At 68.1% G+C, this 14,814-nt stretch carries 24 protein-coding genes; all 24 read right to left on the minus strand.

Annotated elements, in window-relative coordinates; all coding sequences use genetic code 11:
- Positions 1 to 34: 34 nt before the first annotated feature.
- Positions 35 to 640 (minus strand): 30S ribosomal protein S4, encoded by a 606-nt coding sequence (gene rpsD, locus RWK90_RS04385; protein ID WP_314035128.1) that lies wholly within the window; start codon positions 638 to 640, stop codon positions 35 to 37.
- A gap of 22 nt (positions 641 to 662) precedes the next feature.
- Positions 663 to 1,070: a 30S ribosomal protein S11 gene (rpsK, locus tag RWK90_RS04390; RefSeq protein WP_043566757.1), complete on the minus strand. Its 408-nt coding sequence runs from the start codon at positions 1,068 to 1,070 to the stop codon at positions 663 to 665.
- A complete protein-coding gene (gene rpsM, locus RWK90_RS04395) occupies positions 1,070 to 1,438 on the minus strand; it encodes a 30S ribosomal protein S13 (protein ID WP_007628088.1) in 369 nt (122 codons plus the stop codon). Before rpsM ends, rpsK begins: the two co-directional genes overlap by 1 nt.
- Before the next feature lie 169 nt (positions 1,439 to 1,607).
- Entirely contained in the window at positions 1,608 to 1,829 is a 222-nt protein-coding gene (infA, locus tag RWK90_RS04400) for a translation initiation factor IF-1 (protein ID WP_005140011.1), read from the minus strand.
- A gap of 136 nt (positions 1,830 to 1,965) precedes the next feature.
- The gene (locus RWK90_RS04405) at positions 1,966 to 3,246 is read right to left on the minus strand and encodes a lipase family protein (protein WP_314035152.1); all 1,281 of its coding nucleotides are present in this window, start codon (positions 3,244 to 3,246) and stop codon (positions 1,966 to 1,968) included.
- 136 nt (positions 3,247 to 3,382) lie between these two features.
- The gene (map, locus tag RWK90_RS04410; protein WP_314035154.1) at positions 3,383 to 4,186 is read right to left on the minus strand and encodes a type I methionyl aminopeptidase; all 804 of its coding nucleotides are present in this window, start codon (positions 4,184 to 4,186) and stop codon (positions 3,383 to 3,385) included.
- Positions 4,187 to 4,194: 8 nt separating this feature from the next.
- Positions 4,195 to 4,740, minus strand: coding sequence for an adenylate kinase (locus RWK90_RS04415; RefSeq protein WP_314035156.1), 546 nt, complete (start codon positions 4,738 to 4,740; stop codon positions 4,195 to 4,197).
- 48 nt (positions 4,741 to 4,788) lie between these two features.
- Positions 4,789 to 6,111: a preprotein translocase subunit SecY gene (gene secY, locus RWK90_RS04420; RefSeq protein WP_314035157.1), complete on the minus strand. Its 1,323-nt coding sequence runs from the start codon at positions 6,109 to 6,111 to the stop codon at positions 4,789 to 4,791.
- Positions 6,112 to 6,315: 204 nt separating this feature from the next.
- A complete protein-coding gene (rplO, locus tag RWK90_RS04425; RefSeq protein ID WP_314035159.1) occupies positions 6,316 to 6,765 on the minus strand; it encodes a 50S ribosomal protein L15 in 450 nt (149 codons plus the stop codon).
- A gap of 2 nt (positions 6,766 to 6,767) precedes the next feature.
- Positions 6,768 to 6,950 (minus strand): 50S ribosomal protein L30, encoded by a 183-nt coding sequence (gene rpmD / locus RWK90_RS04430; RefSeq protein WP_314035162.1) that lies wholly within the window; start codon positions 6,948 to 6,950, stop codon positions 6,768 to 6,770.
- Between the two features lie 2 nt (positions 6,951 to 6,952).
- Positions 6,953 to 7,612 (minus strand): 30S ribosomal protein S5, encoded by a 660-nt coding sequence (rpsE, locus tag RWK90_RS04435; RefSeq protein ID WP_063971886.1) that lies wholly within the window; start codon positions 7,610 to 7,612, stop codon positions 6,953 to 6,955.
- 43 nt (positions 7,613 to 7,655) lie between these two features.
- Positions 7,656 to 8,051, minus strand: coding sequence for a 50S ribosomal protein L18 (gene rplR / locus RWK90_RS04440; RefSeq protein ID WP_314035165.1), 396 nt, complete (start codon positions 8,049 to 8,051; stop codon positions 7,656 to 7,658).
- A 2-nt stretch (positions 8,052 to 8,053) separates the two neighbouring features.
- Complete coding sequence (gene rplF / locus RWK90_RS04445) at positions 8,054 to 8,590, minus strand: 50S ribosomal protein L6 (RefSeq protein WP_314035167.1); 537 nt, start codon at positions 8,588 to 8,590, stop codon at positions 8,054 to 8,056.
- 12 nt (positions 8,591 to 8,602) lie between these two features.
- Positions 8,603 to 9,001 (minus strand): 30S ribosomal protein S8, encoded by a 399-nt coding sequence (gene rpsH / locus RWK90_RS04450; protein ID WP_007628106.1) that lies wholly within the window; start codon positions 8,999 to 9,001, stop codon positions 8,603 to 8,605.
- A 266-nt stretch (positions 9,002 to 9,267) separates the two neighbouring features.
- A complete protein-coding gene (gene rplE, locus RWK90_RS04455) occupies positions 9,268 to 9,840 on the minus strand; it encodes a 50S ribosomal protein L5 (protein WP_314035170.1) in 573 nt (190 codons plus the stop codon).
- A gap of 2 nt (positions 9,841 to 9,842) precedes the next feature.
- Positions 9,843 to 10,157: a 50S ribosomal protein L24 gene (gene rplX, locus RWK90_RS04460; RefSeq protein WP_314035172.1), complete on the minus strand. Its 315-nt coding sequence runs from the start codon at positions 10,155 to 10,157 to the stop codon at positions 9,843 to 9,845.
- A gap of 1 nt (position 10,158) precedes the next feature.
- Positions 10,159 to 10,527: a 50S ribosomal protein L14 gene (gene rplN, locus RWK90_RS04465; RefSeq protein WP_007628112.1), complete on the minus strand. Its 369-nt coding sequence runs from the start codon at positions 10,525 to 10,527 to the stop codon at positions 10,159 to 10,161.
- Positions 10,528 to 10,671: 144 nt separating this feature from the next.
- Complete coding sequence (locus tag RWK90_RS04470; protein WP_314035174.1) at positions 10,672 to 12,120, minus strand: alpha/beta hydrolase-fold protein; 1,449 nt, start codon at positions 12,118 to 12,120, stop codon at positions 10,672 to 10,674.
- Positions 12,121 to 12,330: 210 nt separating this feature from the next.
- Positions 12,331 to 12,627 carry a 30S ribosomal protein S17 gene (gene rpsQ, locus RWK90_RS04475; protein WP_314035181.1) on the minus strand — a complete coding sequence of 99 codons (297 nt, stop codon included), beginning with the start codon at positions 12,625 to 12,627 and terminating at the stop codon, positions 12,331 to 12,333.
- Positions 12,624 to 12,854: a 50S ribosomal protein L29 gene (rpmC, locus tag RWK90_RS04480; protein ID WP_314035185.1), complete on the minus strand. Its 231-nt coding sequence runs from the start codon at positions 12,852 to 12,854 to the stop codon at positions 12,624 to 12,626. Before rpmC ends, rpsQ begins: the two co-directional genes overlap by 4 nt.
- The gene (gene rplP, locus RWK90_RS04485; RefSeq protein ID WP_314035186.1) at positions 12,854 to 13,270 is read right to left on the minus strand and encodes a 50S ribosomal protein L16; all 417 of its coding nucleotides are present in this window, start codon (positions 13,268 to 13,270) and stop codon (positions 12,854 to 12,856) included. The genes rpmC and rplP overlap by 1 nt, the downstream gene beginning before the upstream one ends.
- Before the next feature lie 2 nt (positions 13,271 to 13,272).
- Positions 13,273 to 14,091, minus strand: a complete 819-nt coding sequence (rpsC, locus tag RWK90_RS04490; RefSeq protein ID WP_007628122.1) for a 30S ribosomal protein S3 — start codon at positions 14,089 to 14,091, stop codon at positions 13,273 to 13,275.
- Complete coding sequence (rplV, locus tag RWK90_RS04495; RefSeq protein WP_314035189.1) at positions 14,092 to 14,526, minus strand: 50S ribosomal protein L22; 435 nt, start codon at positions 14,524 to 14,526, stop codon at positions 14,092 to 14,094.
- Positions 14,523 to 14,804: a 30S ribosomal protein S19 gene (rpsS, locus tag RWK90_RS04500; protein ID WP_017838195.1), complete on the minus strand. Its 282-nt coding sequence runs from the start codon at positions 14,802 to 14,804 to the stop codon at positions 14,523 to 14,525. The genes rplV and rpsS overlap by 4 nt, the downstream gene beginning before the upstream one ends.
- Positions 14,805 to 14,814: the final 10 nt, after the last annotated feature.

Genomic DNA, 14,814 nt, shown 5'->3' on the forward strand with positions numbered 1-14,814 from the left:
GTGTGCGGCCCGCCCGGCGACGAGGGAGGACAGATCACTTCGAGTAGAGCTCGACGATCAGCTGCTCCTGCAGCGGCACCTCGATCTGGGCGCGCTCGGGGAGCTGGTGGACGAGGATCCGCAGGGTCGTGGGGACGACCTGCAGCCACGCCGGGACGGGACGCTCGCCGAGCGTCTCCTGGGCGATCTCGAACCAGTCCATCTTGGTGGACTTGGGACGGACGTCGATGATGTCGTACTGCGAGACGCGGTAGCTCGGGATGGTCACCTTCTGGTCGTTGACCAGGAAGTGGCCGTGCGCCACGAGCTGACGGGCCTGGCGGCGGGTCCGTGCGAGACCCGCGCGGTACACGACGTTGTCCAGCCGCGACTCGAGGATCTGCAGGAGGTTCTCGCCGGTCTTACCCGCGCGGCGGTTGGCCTCCTCGTAGTAACGACGGAACTGCTTCTCCATCACGCCGTAGGTGAAGCGGGCCTTCTGCTTCTCCTGCAGCTGGGTGCGGTACTCGGACTCCTTGATCCGCGCACGGCCGTGATGACCGGGCGGGAAGGGCCGACGCTCGAATGCGGTGTCTCCACCCACGAGGTCCACGCCGAGACGACGGGACTTTCGGGTGGCGGGGCCGGTGTAACGTGCCATGATCTAGTGCGTTCCTTCCGGCTCAGACTCGACGCCGCTTGGGCGGACGACAGCCGTTGTGGGGCTGGGGGGTGACATCGGAGATCGTGCCCACCTCGAGGCCGGCGGCCTGGAGCGAGCGGATCGCGGTCTCACGTCCCGAGCCGGGGCCCTTGACGAACACGTCGACCTTCTTGACGCCGTGCTCCTGCGCCTTGCGGGCCGCGTTCTCGGCGGCGAGCTGGGCGGCGAAGGGCGTCGACTTGCGCGAGCCCTTGAAGCCGACGTGGCCGGAGGACGCCCATGCGAGGACGCCACCGGACGGGTCGGTGATCGAGACGATCGTGTTGTTGAACGTGCTCTTGATGTGGGCCTGGCCCAGGGGCACATTCTTCTTATCCTTGCGACGGCCCGTCTTCTTGGGGCCCGCAGCGCGTGACTTGGGGGGCATTACTTCTTCTTTCCGGCGACGGTCTTCTTCGGACCCTTACGGGTACGAGCATTGGTCTTGGTGCGCTGTCCGCGGACGGGCAGGCCACGGCGGTGGCGCAGCCCCTGGTAGCTACCGATCTCGATCTTCCGGCGGATGTCGCCCTGGATCTCGCGGCGGAGGTCACCCTCCACCTTGTAGTTGCCCTCGATGTCGTCACGGAGGACAGTCAGCTGCTCGTCGGTGAGGTCCTTGGTGCGCAGGTCGGGGCTGATGCCCGTACGCTCCAGGATCTCCAGCGACCGGGTGCGACCGATGCCGAAAATGTAGGTGAGCGCGATCTCCATGCGCTTGTCGCGTGGGAGATCGACGCCGGCAAGGCGTGCCATGTGGCGTATCTCTTTCGTCGTGCGGTAGGTCTGCTCCCCGACCGCCCCCGAGCCGGATGGTCATCTCGCGATGAGCAACCGTTCGAGGCCCCGGCCTCCGCAACCGGGGGTGTCAACCCGCCGTCCCGTTCTCACGGGGTCGGCGGCTGGTACGGGGAGTTGAGCGTCTTTACTTGTAGCGGTAGACGATCCGACCCCGCGTCAGGTCGTAGGGCGACAGCTCCACGACCACGCGGTCCTCCGGGAGGATGCGGATGTAGTGCTGCCGCATCTTCCCGCTGATGTGAGCGAGGACCTTGTGCCCGTTCTCCAGCTCGATGCGGAACATAGCGTTCGGCAACGGCTCAACGACACGGCCCTCGACCTCGATGGCTCCGTCTTTCTTTGCCATGCTGGTTACGGTCCTCCACGATTCCCCGGATGACGTCTACCGGATTGTGGTGCACTGGTGGGCACACCGACGTATCAGCCTACGCGAGGTCACTGGTCAGCGCCAATCGCGACGAACCGGCCCGCCCGGCCACCCGTCAGACGTAGCAGGCGCGACCGGCGGGCGCGCCCTCGAACCGCTGCTGCAGCCAGTTCATGGCCGCCGGGAGCTTCTCCACCGCACCCAACAGGTGCTCGGGCGCCAGGCCGGGTTCCCAGGTGACCGGCGCCCCCTCGCGGCAGTACCGCTTCACCGTCTCCTCCGCGTCCCAGAACGGAACGAGAGGGTCGGTGCCGGAGTGCCACATGAACACCGGCACCCGAGGCACGTCCGGACTGAGGCGGACGCTGTTCTCGGCGAACGCGCGCATGAGCCCCTCCTCCGCCATGAGGTCGCCGCCACGCAGGACCATCGGGACCGACCGGAACGCGCCGAAGGTCAGCAGCGTCGCGGTACACCGGCCCTTCAGCTGGTGGTAGAGATTCCAGCCGTCAGGGGTGAGCTTCTCCTCGAGCCGGATCGCTTCCGGGTACTCACGGGCCATCCCCACCGCGGCGGCGAACGCCAACCCGAACGCCGGGTGCGGCTGGTTGCCGATCATCCGCGCCATCGTGGTCATGTCCGTCGGGACGCCGCCCTGCGCCACGCCCACCAGGTTCACGTCGGGGGCGTAGTCGTCGTGCAGCAGCGAGACCCAGGCACTGGCGATGCCGCCCCCCGAGTACCCCAGCGCACCGAACCGGCTGTTCCGGGAATCGAAGCGAGGGTCGTCCCGCACCGCCCGCATGCCGTCCAGGACGATGCGCCCGGACAACTGTCCCCCCGGGTAGGCGACCTTGGGCCCCAGATGGTCCGGGATGATGACGGTCCAGCCCTGGTCCAGTCGGGACCGGAGGAAGACCATGGCGTTGTCCTGCACGGTCTCGAGGGTGGGGTGCACGAGGGTCTCGGTGGGCGCACACCGCTGCCCCAACGCGTTGAGGTAGTGCTGGTAGCTCAGGACCGGACCGTCGGGGCGGGCGTGATGGGGTCGGACCACGGTCGCGGTGGCCAGCAGCGGCCGGTCCCGGGTGTCCGTGGACCGGTACGCGATCTCGGTGACGCCGTACCCGAGGAAGGCCGGCATCGTCACGGTCCTGGAGTTGATGACCCGGCCCGGTGCCGCATCCGCGAGCACCTGCGGGTCGGCGTTGTAGAAGGGCCCGGGCTGCGGGTCCTCCGCGATCGACCCCGCGCCGCCCTCCGCCACGGACTGTGCGGCGGCTCCCTGCGGTACGAGCAGGGCCTGCACCAGGACGAGGGAGAGCATCACCAGAACCGCGACCGCGGGACGCACTGACGAGGAGAGTTCCCGGGGAACGCGGACGGGTGTGGGCATGCCCTGACCTTTCAGGTCGATCTGAACCGAGAGAACATGCTAACCCGCCCGCGGTCGTCCGTGGCCGGCCCCCCGGGTCGGAGCGACGCCGGCCCGCGGGCCGGCCTGCGCCCTGCGGGGCGCGGGGCGTCCCGCGTCAGCCGAGCGGGCGAGGGGTGAGGATCCGGGGCCCGTCCGCTGTGACGGCCACCGTGTGCTCCCAGTGCGCGGCCGGCGCACCGTCCACGGTGACGACCGTCCAGTCGTCCTCCAGCGTGCGGGTGTCGGTCTCCCCGCCCAGGACGAGCATGGGCTCGATGGCCAGCACGGACCCGACCTGCAGCCGGGGACCGCGGCCGGGCTTGCCCTCGTTGGCGAGGAAGGGCCACTCGTGCATCTCACGACCGATGCCGTGTCCGCCGAAACCGTCGACGATCCCCAGCGTCACGCCGTGCCGCTCCTCGGCCCGCCGCGTCGCCACCTCGAGGGCGTGGGAGACATCGGTCAGCTTGTTCCCCGGGAGCATCGCGAGCATGCCCTCCTCGAGGACCTCGCGCGTCGCCTCGTTGAGGGAGGCGACGTCGGGGGCCAACGTCCCGACCCCGAACGTCCACGCCGAGTCGCCGTGCCAGCCGTCGAGGATGGCCCCGCAGTCGACCGACACGAGGTCCCCCTCGCGCAGGACCGTGTCGGGACCGGGGATCCCGTGCACCACCACCTCGTTGACAGAGGAACAGATGGAACCGGGGAAGCCCTCGTAGCCCTTGAAGGACGGTACCGCGCCGGCATCGCGGATGATCTGCTCCGCCACCGCGTCGAGGTCACCCGTCGTCGCGCCCGGCACCGCCGCCTCTCTCACGGCGACGAGGGTGCGGCCGACGATCCGGCCCGCCGCCTCCATCGCGTCCAGCTCCCCCGCGGTGCGGGCGGTGACGGCGCTCTTGCGCGACCGACCGAACACGGCGGACGTCAGCGCCCCAGCGCGGCGAGCGCGCGTGCGTTGATCTCCTCGACCTCACCGACGGCGTCGATGGTCTTGACGTCGCCGGCGTAGTACTCCAGCAGCGGGGCGGTCTCGGACCGGTAGACGGACATCCGGTTACGGATGACGTCCTCCGTGTCGTCCTCGCGGCCGCGGGCCAGCATGCGCTGGACGACCGTGTCGTCATCGACCCGGAACTCCAACACCGCGTCGAGAGTGCAGCCCGCCTGGGAGAGCATCTCCTTGAGGGCGTCGGCCTGCGCGACGCTGCGCGGGTAACCGTCGAGGAGGAAGCCCTCCGCGGCGTCCGGCTCGGCGATCCTGGCCTCGACCATGCGGTTGGTCACCTCGGCGGGGACGAGGTTGCCGGCGTCGATGTAGCCCTTCGCCTCCTTGCCCAGGTCGGTCCCCTGCGAGATGTTCGCGCGGAAGAGGTCACCGGTCGAGATGTGGGGCACGCCGAGCTTCTCCGACAACAGAGCCGCCTGGGTTCCCTTGCCGGCTCCGGGAGGGCCGAGGAGGACGAGACGCATGGTGGGGACCAGCCTTTCTACAGTGTGGTTGCTCGGACGGTGCCGCGGCTACTTGAGGAAGCCCTCGTAGTTCCGCTGCATCAGCTGGGCTTCGATCTGCTTCACCGTATCGAGGCCCACGGAGACCATGATGAGCACGGCGGTGCCGCCGAACGGCATGTTCTGGAGGTCTCCACCCCCGCTGCCCATGTCGAGGAAGATGTTCGGGAGCACGGCGATGAGGCCGAGGTACAGCGACCCGAACAGCAGGATCCTGTTGAGGACGTAGCCCAGGTACTCGGCGGTGGGCCGCCCGGGACGGATGCCCGGGATGAACCCGCCGTACTTCTTCATGTTCTCGGCCTGCTCCATCGGGTCGAACTGGATGGCCACGTAGAAGTAGGCGAAGAAGATGATGAGGGCGAAGTACAGGACGATGTAGCCCCAGCTCGACGGGTTCTGCAGGTACTGCATGACGTAGCGCTGCCAGAAGCCGTCCCCGGACGGCTCCGGCCCCTGCACCAGCTGGGTGATGAGGATCGGCACGTACATGAGCGACGACGCGAAGATCACCGGGATGACGCCGGCCTGGTTGACCTTGAGCGGCAGGTAGGTGGAGGTGCCGCCGTACTGGCGGCGCCCGACCATCCGCTTGGCGTACTGGACGGGGATCCGGCGCTGACCCTGCTCGACGAAGACGACGGCGACGACGATGAGCACGACCGCCAGCATGACGGCCGCGAACTTCATGGTCGACGAGTTCTGGTAGATGTTCACGCCCTCGGCCGGGATGCGGGACGCGATGCCGGCGAAGATGAGCAGCGACATGCCGTTCCCGACCCCACGGTCGGTGATGAGCTCACCGAACCACATGACGAGGGCCGCGCCGGCGGTCATCACGATGACGATCACGACGAGCGTCAGGATGTCGTCGTCCATGAGGACGGACTGCCCGTTGCCGAGGAGCTGGCCGCGGTCGGCGAGCGCGACGATGCCGGCGGACTGCAGCACGGCCAGCGCGATCGTGAGATAGCGCGTGTACTGCGTCATCTTGGCCTGGCCGGACTGTCCCTCCTTCTTCAACTGCTCGAAGTACGGGATGACCACCGTGAGCAACTGGACGATGATGCTCGCGGTGATGAACGGCATGATGCCGATCGCGAAGACGGACAGCTGCAGCAGCGCGCCACCGGAGAACAGGTTGACCAGCGAGTAGAGCTGGGCGTTGTCACCGGTCATCGCGGTGTCGAGCAGGCCGCGCAGCTTGGGATAGTCGACGCCGGGCGACGGGATCTGCGCGCCGATCCGGTAGAGGATGATGATCCCGAGGGTGAAGAGGATCTTCTTCCTCAGGTCCCGGTCCTTGATCGCGGACGCGAGTGCGGAGAGCACATGTCCTCCTGGTCGTGGTCGGCTGTGGGCCGCCGGTCGTCGTAAGCAGATGCGCCGGGCGCGGGACGGGTCGACCCCACGGCGGATGCCGGGCCCGGAGCGCACAACGGGAAAACTCTATCAAGACGGGCGCAGGGGTCGGATCCGAGACTCTCGGACCCGACCCCTGCGCACCTCAGAGGCCCTTCGGGGGCCTACCGGGGATCAGGCCCCGGCCTCCGACACGGTTCCACCGGCGGCCTCGATCTTGCTCTTGGCCGACGCGGACACCTTGTCGACGGTCAGCGTGACGGCGACGGAGATCTCCCCGTCACCGAGCACCTTGACCGGCTCGTTCTTGCGGACCGCACCCGCGCCGACGAGCTCGGCCACGCCGACCTCGCCACCGTTCGGGAACAGACGCTGGATGTCGGACACGTTGACGACCTGGAAGACGACCTTGTTGCGGTTCTTGAAGCCCTTGAGCTTCGGGAGCCGCATGTGGATCGGCATCTGGCCGCCCTCGAACGCCGCGGGGACGTTCTTGCGGGCCTTGGTGCCCTTGGTACCGCGGCCGGCCGTCTTGCCCCGCTTGCCGCCTTCACCGCGACCGACGCGGATCTTGTCGGCGTGGGCGCCCGGCGCGGGACGCAGATGGTGCAACTTGATGGTCATTCTCACTCCGTCTCTTCGACCACGACGAGGTGGTTCACGACGTTGATGAGACCCCGGGTCTGCGCGTTGTCCTCACGCACCACGGACTTCCGGATGCCCTTGAGGCCGAGAGTACGCAGGGAGTCCCGCTGATTCTGCTTCGTCCCGACGGTCCCGCGGACCTGGGTGATCTTGAGGTTAGCCATGATCAGGCCCCCTGTCCGGCACGCGCACGGAGCATCCCCGCGGGGGCGACGTCCTCGATGGGCAGGCCGCGACGAGCCGCGACCTCCTCCGGACGGTGCAGACCCTTGAGGGCGGCCACGGTCGCGTGAACGACGTTGATGGCGTTGTCCGACCCGAGCGACTTGCACAGGATGTCGTTCACGCCGGCGGCCTCGAGCACGGCGCGCGCGGCGCCACCGGCGATCACACCGGTACCCGGGGAGGCCGGGCGCAGCATGACGACACCGGCGGCGGCCTCACCCTGGATGGGGTGCGGGATGGTGGAGCCGATGAGCGGGACGCGGAAGAAGTTCTTCCGGGCCTCCTCCGATCCCTTCTGGATCGCGGCCGGCACCTCCTTGGCCTTGCCGTAGCCCACGCCGACCATGCCGTTGCCGTCGCCGAGGATCACGAGAGCGGTGAAGCTGAAGCGCCGACCACCCTTGACCACCTTGGAGACGCGGTTGATGGTGACGACGCGCTCGATGTACTGCGACTTCTCGTCGTCGTGGCGCCCACGACGATCGTCGCGGCCCCGCCCGCGGCCGCGGTCGCCGCCGCGCCCCTGGGCGTTGTCGTTGGTGTTCTTGTTGTCTGCGGCGGGCCCGTTGCTTCCGCCGTCACGACGCTGACGTCCCGGCATCAGACGGTCCTTCCATTAGCGGTCAGTGCAGTGGTGTTGATCATCAGAACTCCAGCCCACCCTCGCGGGCGGCGTCGGCGAGCGACGCGATACGGCCGTGGTACTTGTTGCCACCACGGTCGAACACGACGGCGTCGATGCCGGCGGCCTTGGCGCGCTCGGCCAGGAGCTGACCGACCTTGGCGCTGCGGGCCTTCTTGTCGCCCTCGAGCGCGCGCACATCCGACTCGATCGTGGACGCGGCGGCGAGCGTGCGGCCCGCCAGGTCGTCGACGATCTGGGCGTGGATGTGGCGTGAGGACCGGTTGACGACCAACCGCGGGCGCTCCGGCGTGCCGGAGACCTTCTTGCGGAGGCGGTAGTGGCGCCGGGCACGACCCTCGCGACGTGCGGTCGAGGCATCGGTTCCCAGCGGGGAACGCTTCTTGGTGCTGCTCATGATCACTTACCCGTCTTTCCGACCTTGCGACGGACCTGCTCGCCGGCGTAGCGGATGCCCTTGCCCTTGTACGGGTCGTGCTTCCGCAGTCGCTTGATGTTGGCGGCGATCTGGCCCACCTGCTGCTTGTCGATACCGGAGATCGAGAACTTGGTCGCGCCGTCGACGGCGAACGTGATGCCGGCCGGGGCCGCGACCGGCACCGGGTGCGAGTAACCCAGGGCGAACTCGAGGTCCGAGCCCTTGGCCACGACGCGGTAACCGACGCCGAAGATCTCCATGTCCTGCTTGTAGCCCTCGGTGACGCCCACGACCATGTTGTTGACCAACGAGCGGGAGAGGCCGTGCAGGGAGCGGTTGTCGCGGTGGTCGTCGGGACGGTTCACCGTGATGGTGCCCTCCTCGACGGTCACCGTGATGGGCGCGGGCAGCTCCTGGGTGAGCTCACCCTTGGGGCCCTTGACCGTGATGGTCTGGCCGTCGACCTTGATGTCGACACCGGACGGGACTGTGATCGGAGCCTTGCCGATACGTGACATTGCGTCGCCCCCTTACCAGACGTAGGCGAGGACTTCCCCGCCCACCTTCTTGTTGTTCGCCTGACGGTCGGTGAGCAGACCCTGGGACGTCGAGATGATCGCGACGCCCAGCCCGCCGAGGACCTTGGGCAGTTCGGTGGACTTGGCGTACACGCGCAGGCCCGGCTTCGAGATGCGCTTGATGCCCTGGATGCTCCGCTGGCGGGAGGGGCCGTACTTCAGGTCGATGGTGAGCTTCTTGCCCACCTCGGCGTCGGAGACGGCGTAGTCGGCGATGTAACCCTCCTGCTTGAGGATCGCCGCGATGTTGCCCTTGAGCTTGGAATGCGGCATGGACACGGTGTCGTGGAACGCCGAGTTGGCGTTACGCACACGCGTCAGCATGTCCGCGATGGGATCGGTCATCGACATGGATGGACCATGTTCCTTTCTCGTAACGGTTCCCATGCAACGCGTCCGCCCGGCGACCTGTGGGCCGCCACGAACGCCGTGGGCCTATCACGAAGAGTGCGAATGTTCTCTTGTGTGGGTCCGGTCCCCCGTCGGGTGGTCCGGGTGCCCGCCGCTCACGGTGCTCTTCTCACCGCTCGCGACCAGACGACTGGGCCGTCTGCCCGTCGCCGGGGACCCGCGATGCGGTGCCCCGGCGAGGACGGCCGGTCCGGCCGGATCGGAGATCAGTTCTCCTTGAAGGGGAAGCCCAGGTGCTTGAGAAGCGCCCGGCCCTCTTCGTCGTTCGTCGCGGTGGTGACGACGGTGATGTCCATACCACGCGGGCGATCGACCTTGTCCACGTCGATCTCGTAGAACATCGTCTGCTCGTTGAGACCGAAGGTGTAGTTGCCGTGGCCGTCGAACTGCTTGCCCGACAGGCCGCGGAAGTCGCGGATACGCGGCAGCGCGACGGTGGTCAGGCGATCCAGGAACTCCCACATGCGGTCGCCACGAAGGGTGACACGCGCGCCGATGGGCATGCCCTCGCGGAGCTTGAACTGCGCGATGGACTTACGGGCCCGGCGGACCTCCGGCTTCTGGCCGGTGATCAGGGTGAGGTCGTTGATCGCGCCGTTGATGAGCTTCGCGTCACGGGCGGCGTCGCCGACACCCATGTTGACGACGACCTTGACGACGCCGGGGATCTGCATGACGTTCGCGTACTCGAACGTCTCGTTCAGGGCCGGCTTGATCTCGCTGCGGTACTTCGCCTTGAGTCGCGGGGTGTAGCCGGCGGGAAGTGCGGTCTCGGTCATGGTCACAGGTCCTTCCCGGTCTTACGCGAGACACGGACGCGCTTGCCGTTCTCGTCGGTGCGGATTCCCACCCGGGTCGGGTTGCCGTCGGCGTCCACGACCATCACGTTGGACACGTGGATCGGGGCCTCCTGGGTGACGATGCCGCCCGAGGAGGCGCCACGCTCGGCAGCCGAGTTGGAGGTGTGCTTCTTGATGCGGTTGACGCCCTCGACGAGGACCTTCTCCTGCGCGGGGAAGGCCTGGATGACCTTGCCCTTGGCGCCCTTGTCCTTGCCGGCGATGACGAGCACGGTGTCGCCCTTGTGAACCTTCATGTCAGAGCACCTCCGGAGCCAGCGAGACGATGCGCATGAACTTCTTGTCGCGCAGCTCGCGGCCGACGGGCCCGAAGATGCGCGTGCCGCGCGGGTCGTTGTCGTTCTTGATGATGACGGCGGCGTTCTCGTCGAACTTGATGTACGAGCCGTCCGGGCGACGGCGCTCCTTGGCGGTGCGCACGATGACGGCCTTGACGACCTCACCCTTCTTGACGTTGCCACCGGGGATGGCGTCCTTGACGGTGGCGACGATGATGTCGCCCACGCCCGCGTAGCGACGCTTGGACCCGCCGAGAACGCGGATGCAGAGAATCTCCTTGGCACCCGTGTTGTCGGCGACCTTCAGCCGCGACTCCTGCTGGATCATGGTTCTCCTGACCAGGTCTGTTCGATGTGTGCCGGATACCGACCCGACACACGCGGTCATGTCGCCCGGACGCACGGGACACGCGCGCCAGCTCGGGCAACTGTTCCAGTGTAGGGTGCTCGGCCCGCGCACCCCAAATCACGCTCAGCTCCCGACCGACCCCGCGATGGCCGGCGATCCCGCGCCGACCGACCGCGCAGACCCGGAGGAGCCGGCCGGCCCGGCGGATCCGGACGACCCGGCCGAACCGGTCGACCCGCCCGCGCTGTCCGCCGGTCCCCCGGCCGCGGGATCGGCGTTGGGCTCGGCCGCGGGCAGGCCCGCGAGGACGGCATCCATGCCGGGCAGCATCTGGGTGACGAACACCGGCCAGTTGTGGATACCCGTCGGCATGTAGTTCGTCGTCAACGTCACGCCCGGCACGTCCTCCAGCGCCGACGCCAGACGACGGGTGCTCTCGTAGGAGCCCTTCTCCAGTACGTGCCCGTCCAACAGCACGAGCTCGTTGCTACCGAAACGACCGAGCTCGCTGGAGCCGACGAGGCCCGTCGCGGCGCTCAGGTACACGGACTTGCCCGCCAGCCCGGACGGGTCGGCGATCGTGTCATGGGCTACCCAGTCGGCGGAGCCCCGGGGACCCCACATGTTCGTCACGTCCCCGTGGCGGGCGTCGACGGTCAGGCGGGCGTACTGGTACCCCAGCTCGTCGAGGGTCGAATACGCGCCGCTCACTCCGGCCACGGCGTCGAACATGTCGTACGAGTTGGCGAGATGGAGCGCGGCGGAGGCCCCCATCGACAGACCCATGACCCCCCAGCTCCCGTTGTGCGCGAGGGGCCCGGCGACACCGTCGAGGCCGGAGCGGAGAAGCGGCGGGAGCTCCTCGGTGAGGAAGGTCTCCCACTTGTTGGGGCCGAGGACGGGGTCGTCCCGCTGCCAGTCCGACCACATCGAGGCCGGGCCGCCGGTGGGGGCGATCACGTTCACCGCCCGGTCCCGCAGCACGGGATCGCCCCATCCCATACCGGTGCTCCAACCCGACGGGATCTCACTGCCCACGCCGTCGAGGAAGTAGACGTTGGGGGCGTCCACCCCGGCCGGGGCCCGGTAGACCTCGACGCGCACCTCACGCTGCATCGACCGCGAGGCGACCGTCCACACCTCGGCCCGTGAGTCGACGGGATCGGTGGACCCGCGGAACAGCGGCTCTATCCGCCGGACGGCCGTCTCGGTGATGGCGTCGTCCCTCACCGCCACGGGTCCCCCCGGGGGCTGCGAACTGCCGGGGCGCGGGAAGTCCCCGGACCCGATCGCTCCGACCGAGCCGAGCACCGAGGTGAGAGGAACAGGCGCACCGAGCTGGGTGAGAGCGGCGATGCTCAGGGAAGGCGTGCCGACCAGACTGCCCGGAGGGAAACTGGGGACGAGCGACCCGGGGTCGACGGACCCCGTGCCCGCGCTCTGGGCCGTCGCCGGGGCCACCGTGCCCGCCAGCATCGCGGAGACGGCGGCCGCAGCGGTGAGCGCACGTGCTCCCCGCCTCAGCGGGGACGCCGCTCCCCCGGTACTGCCGCGATGTGGATCGACTCCCATGTCATGTCCTGTTCTCTCTGACCGCCACCGGCGGCTGACAGGCTACTCGGTCGGGGCCCGGAAAGGTGAACTCAGCTTTAGAACAGGCTCATCGGTGTGAGGGCGTGACACCCGGCACCGGCGCGTCCGAAGCGGCTCGGCCGGGACTGAAATGAGCGAAGCCCGCCCCCGCACTGCGGGGACGGGCTCAGCGATCGTGGCGGAGGGGGCTTACTTCGCCCGCTCCAGCACCTCCACGAGGCGGTACCGCTTGGAGGCGGACAGCGGGCGGGTCTCCATGATCCGCACGCGGTCGCCGACACCGGCGGTGTTCGTCTCGTCGTGTGCCTTGACGCGCTCGGTACGACGCATGATCTTGCCGTACAGCGGGTGCTTCACGCGGTCCTCGAGCTCGACGACGATGGTCTTCTCCATCTTGTCGGACACGACGTACCCGATCCGCACCTTGCGGCTGTTGCGCTCGGCGTTCTCGTTGGACTCAGTCACAACTGCTTCCTTGTCACTCACTTGGCATCACCCGGCGCCGCCGACAGCCCGAGCTCGCGCTCGCGCATGACGGTGTAGATGCGAGCGATGTCGTGGCGGACGACACGCAGGCGACGGTTGTTGGTCAGCTGCCCGGTGGCCATCTGGAAGCGCAGGTTGAACAGCTCTTCCTTGGCCTCGCGAAGACGCGCGGTCAGCGCGTCGGCGTCGAGCTCACGCAGCTCGGGGGCGGTGGTTCCACTAGCCATCAGAACTGCTCCTCCCGGGTCACGATGCGGGTCTTACAGGGGAGCTTGTGCTGCGCGCGGCGAAGTGCCTCGCGAGCGGTCTCCTCGTTCGGGTAGGACATCTCGAAGAGGATCCGACCCGGCTTGACGTTCGCGACCCACCACTCGACCGAACCCTTACCGGAACCCATGCGGACCTCGGCGGGCTTCTTGGTCAGCGGACGATCCGGGTAGATGTTGATCCACACCTTGCCGCCACGCTTGATGTGGCGGTTGATCGCGATACGCGCCGACTCGATCTGTCGGTTGGTGACGTAGGCCGGCTCGAGAGCCTGGATCCCGTAGTCACCGAAGGTCACCTTGTTCCCGCCCTTGGAGTGACCGCTCCGGGACGGGTGGTGCTGCTTGCGGTGCTTGACGCGCTTGGGGATCAGCACGGTCAGGCCTCCTTGTTCTCTGCGGGCGCCTCGGCGGGGGCGGCCGAACCGGCGCGGCCGGTCTCGGTGCTGGTCGCCGTGGTGCCCTGGGCGCCCGAACGACGCGGACGGCCGGCGCCGCGCTCGCGGCGGGGACCGCGGTCGGCACCGCCACGGTTGCTGGACTGGGCGTACTGGTCGGACTCGCGACGGCCGCCGACGACGTCACCCTTGTAGATCCACACCTTGACGCCGATACGACCGAACGTCGTCTTGGCCTCGTAGGTGCCGTAGTCGATCTCGGCACGCAGGGTGTGGAGGGGGACGCGTCCCTCGTGGTACCGCTCCGAACGGGACATCTCGGCACCGCCGAGTCGACCCGAGCAGACGACCTTGATCCCCTTGACCTGGGGCTGACGCATCGCCGACTGGATGCCCTTCCGCATCGCACGGCGGAAGGCCACACGGTTGGAGAGCTGCTCGGCGATCCCCTGGGCGACGAGCTGCGCGTCGGCCTCGGTGTTCTTGATCTCGAGGATGTTGAGGTGGACCTGCTTGCCGGTGAGCTTCTCGAGCTCGCCACGCAGGCGGTCGGCCTCGGCACCCCGGCGACCGATCACGATGCCCGGACGGGCGGTGTGGATGTCCACGTGGACCCGGTCACGGGTCCGCGAGATGTCCACACCCGAGATCCCGGCGCGCTCCATGCCCTTCGACAGGAGCTGACGGATCTTGATGTCCTCGGACACGTAGTCGGCGTACTGCTTGTCCGCGAACCACTTGGACGTCCAGTCCGAGGTGATGCCCAGACGGAAGCCGTGCGGATGGATCTTCTGTCCCATTTAGCGGGCACCTCCCTGGTTACGACGTCCCCGACCGGAACCGGCCTTCTCGGGCACGCTGGTCACCTCGACGGTGATGTGGCTGGTGCGCTTCCGCACGCGGAAGGCACGGCCCTGGGCGCGCGGGCGGAACCGCTTGAGGGTCGGCCCCTCGTCGGCGTACGCCGCGGACACGACGAGGGTCCGGGGATCCAGGTCGAGATTGTTCTCGGCGTTGGCCATCGCGGAGGCGAGGACCTTGGCGACCGGCTCGCTGGCGGCCTGCGGGGCGAACCGCAGGATGTCCAGCGCGTCGGAGGCGTCCTTGCCCCGGATCAGGTCGATCACGCGGCGCGCCTTCATGGGCGCGACACGGACGAACTTGGCGGTGGCACGGGCGGCGAGCTTCTGCTCGGTCTCCGTGCCGTCGGCGGTCTTCTTCGTATCAGTGCTCATCGACGCTTACTCTTCCGATCGTCCTTGATGTGCCCCTTGAACGTGCGCGTCGGCGCGAACTCGCCGAGCTTGTGACCCACCATCGAGTCGGACACGAACACGGGCACATGCTTCCGGCCGTCATGAACGGCGAAGGTGTGGCCGATGAAATCGGGCAGGATCGTCGAGCGACGCGACCAGGTCTTGATGACCTGATGAGTGCCCTTGTCGTTCTGCGCGTCCACCTTCGCGAGGAGGTGTTCGTCGACGAACGGACCCTTCTTGAGACTACGAGGCATCCTAGTTTCC

Source organism: Dietzia sp. CH92 (assembly GCF_032248695.1).
Classification (GTDB): domain Bacteria; phylum Actinomycetota; class Actinomycetes; order Mycobacteriales; family Mycobacteriaceae; genus Dietzia.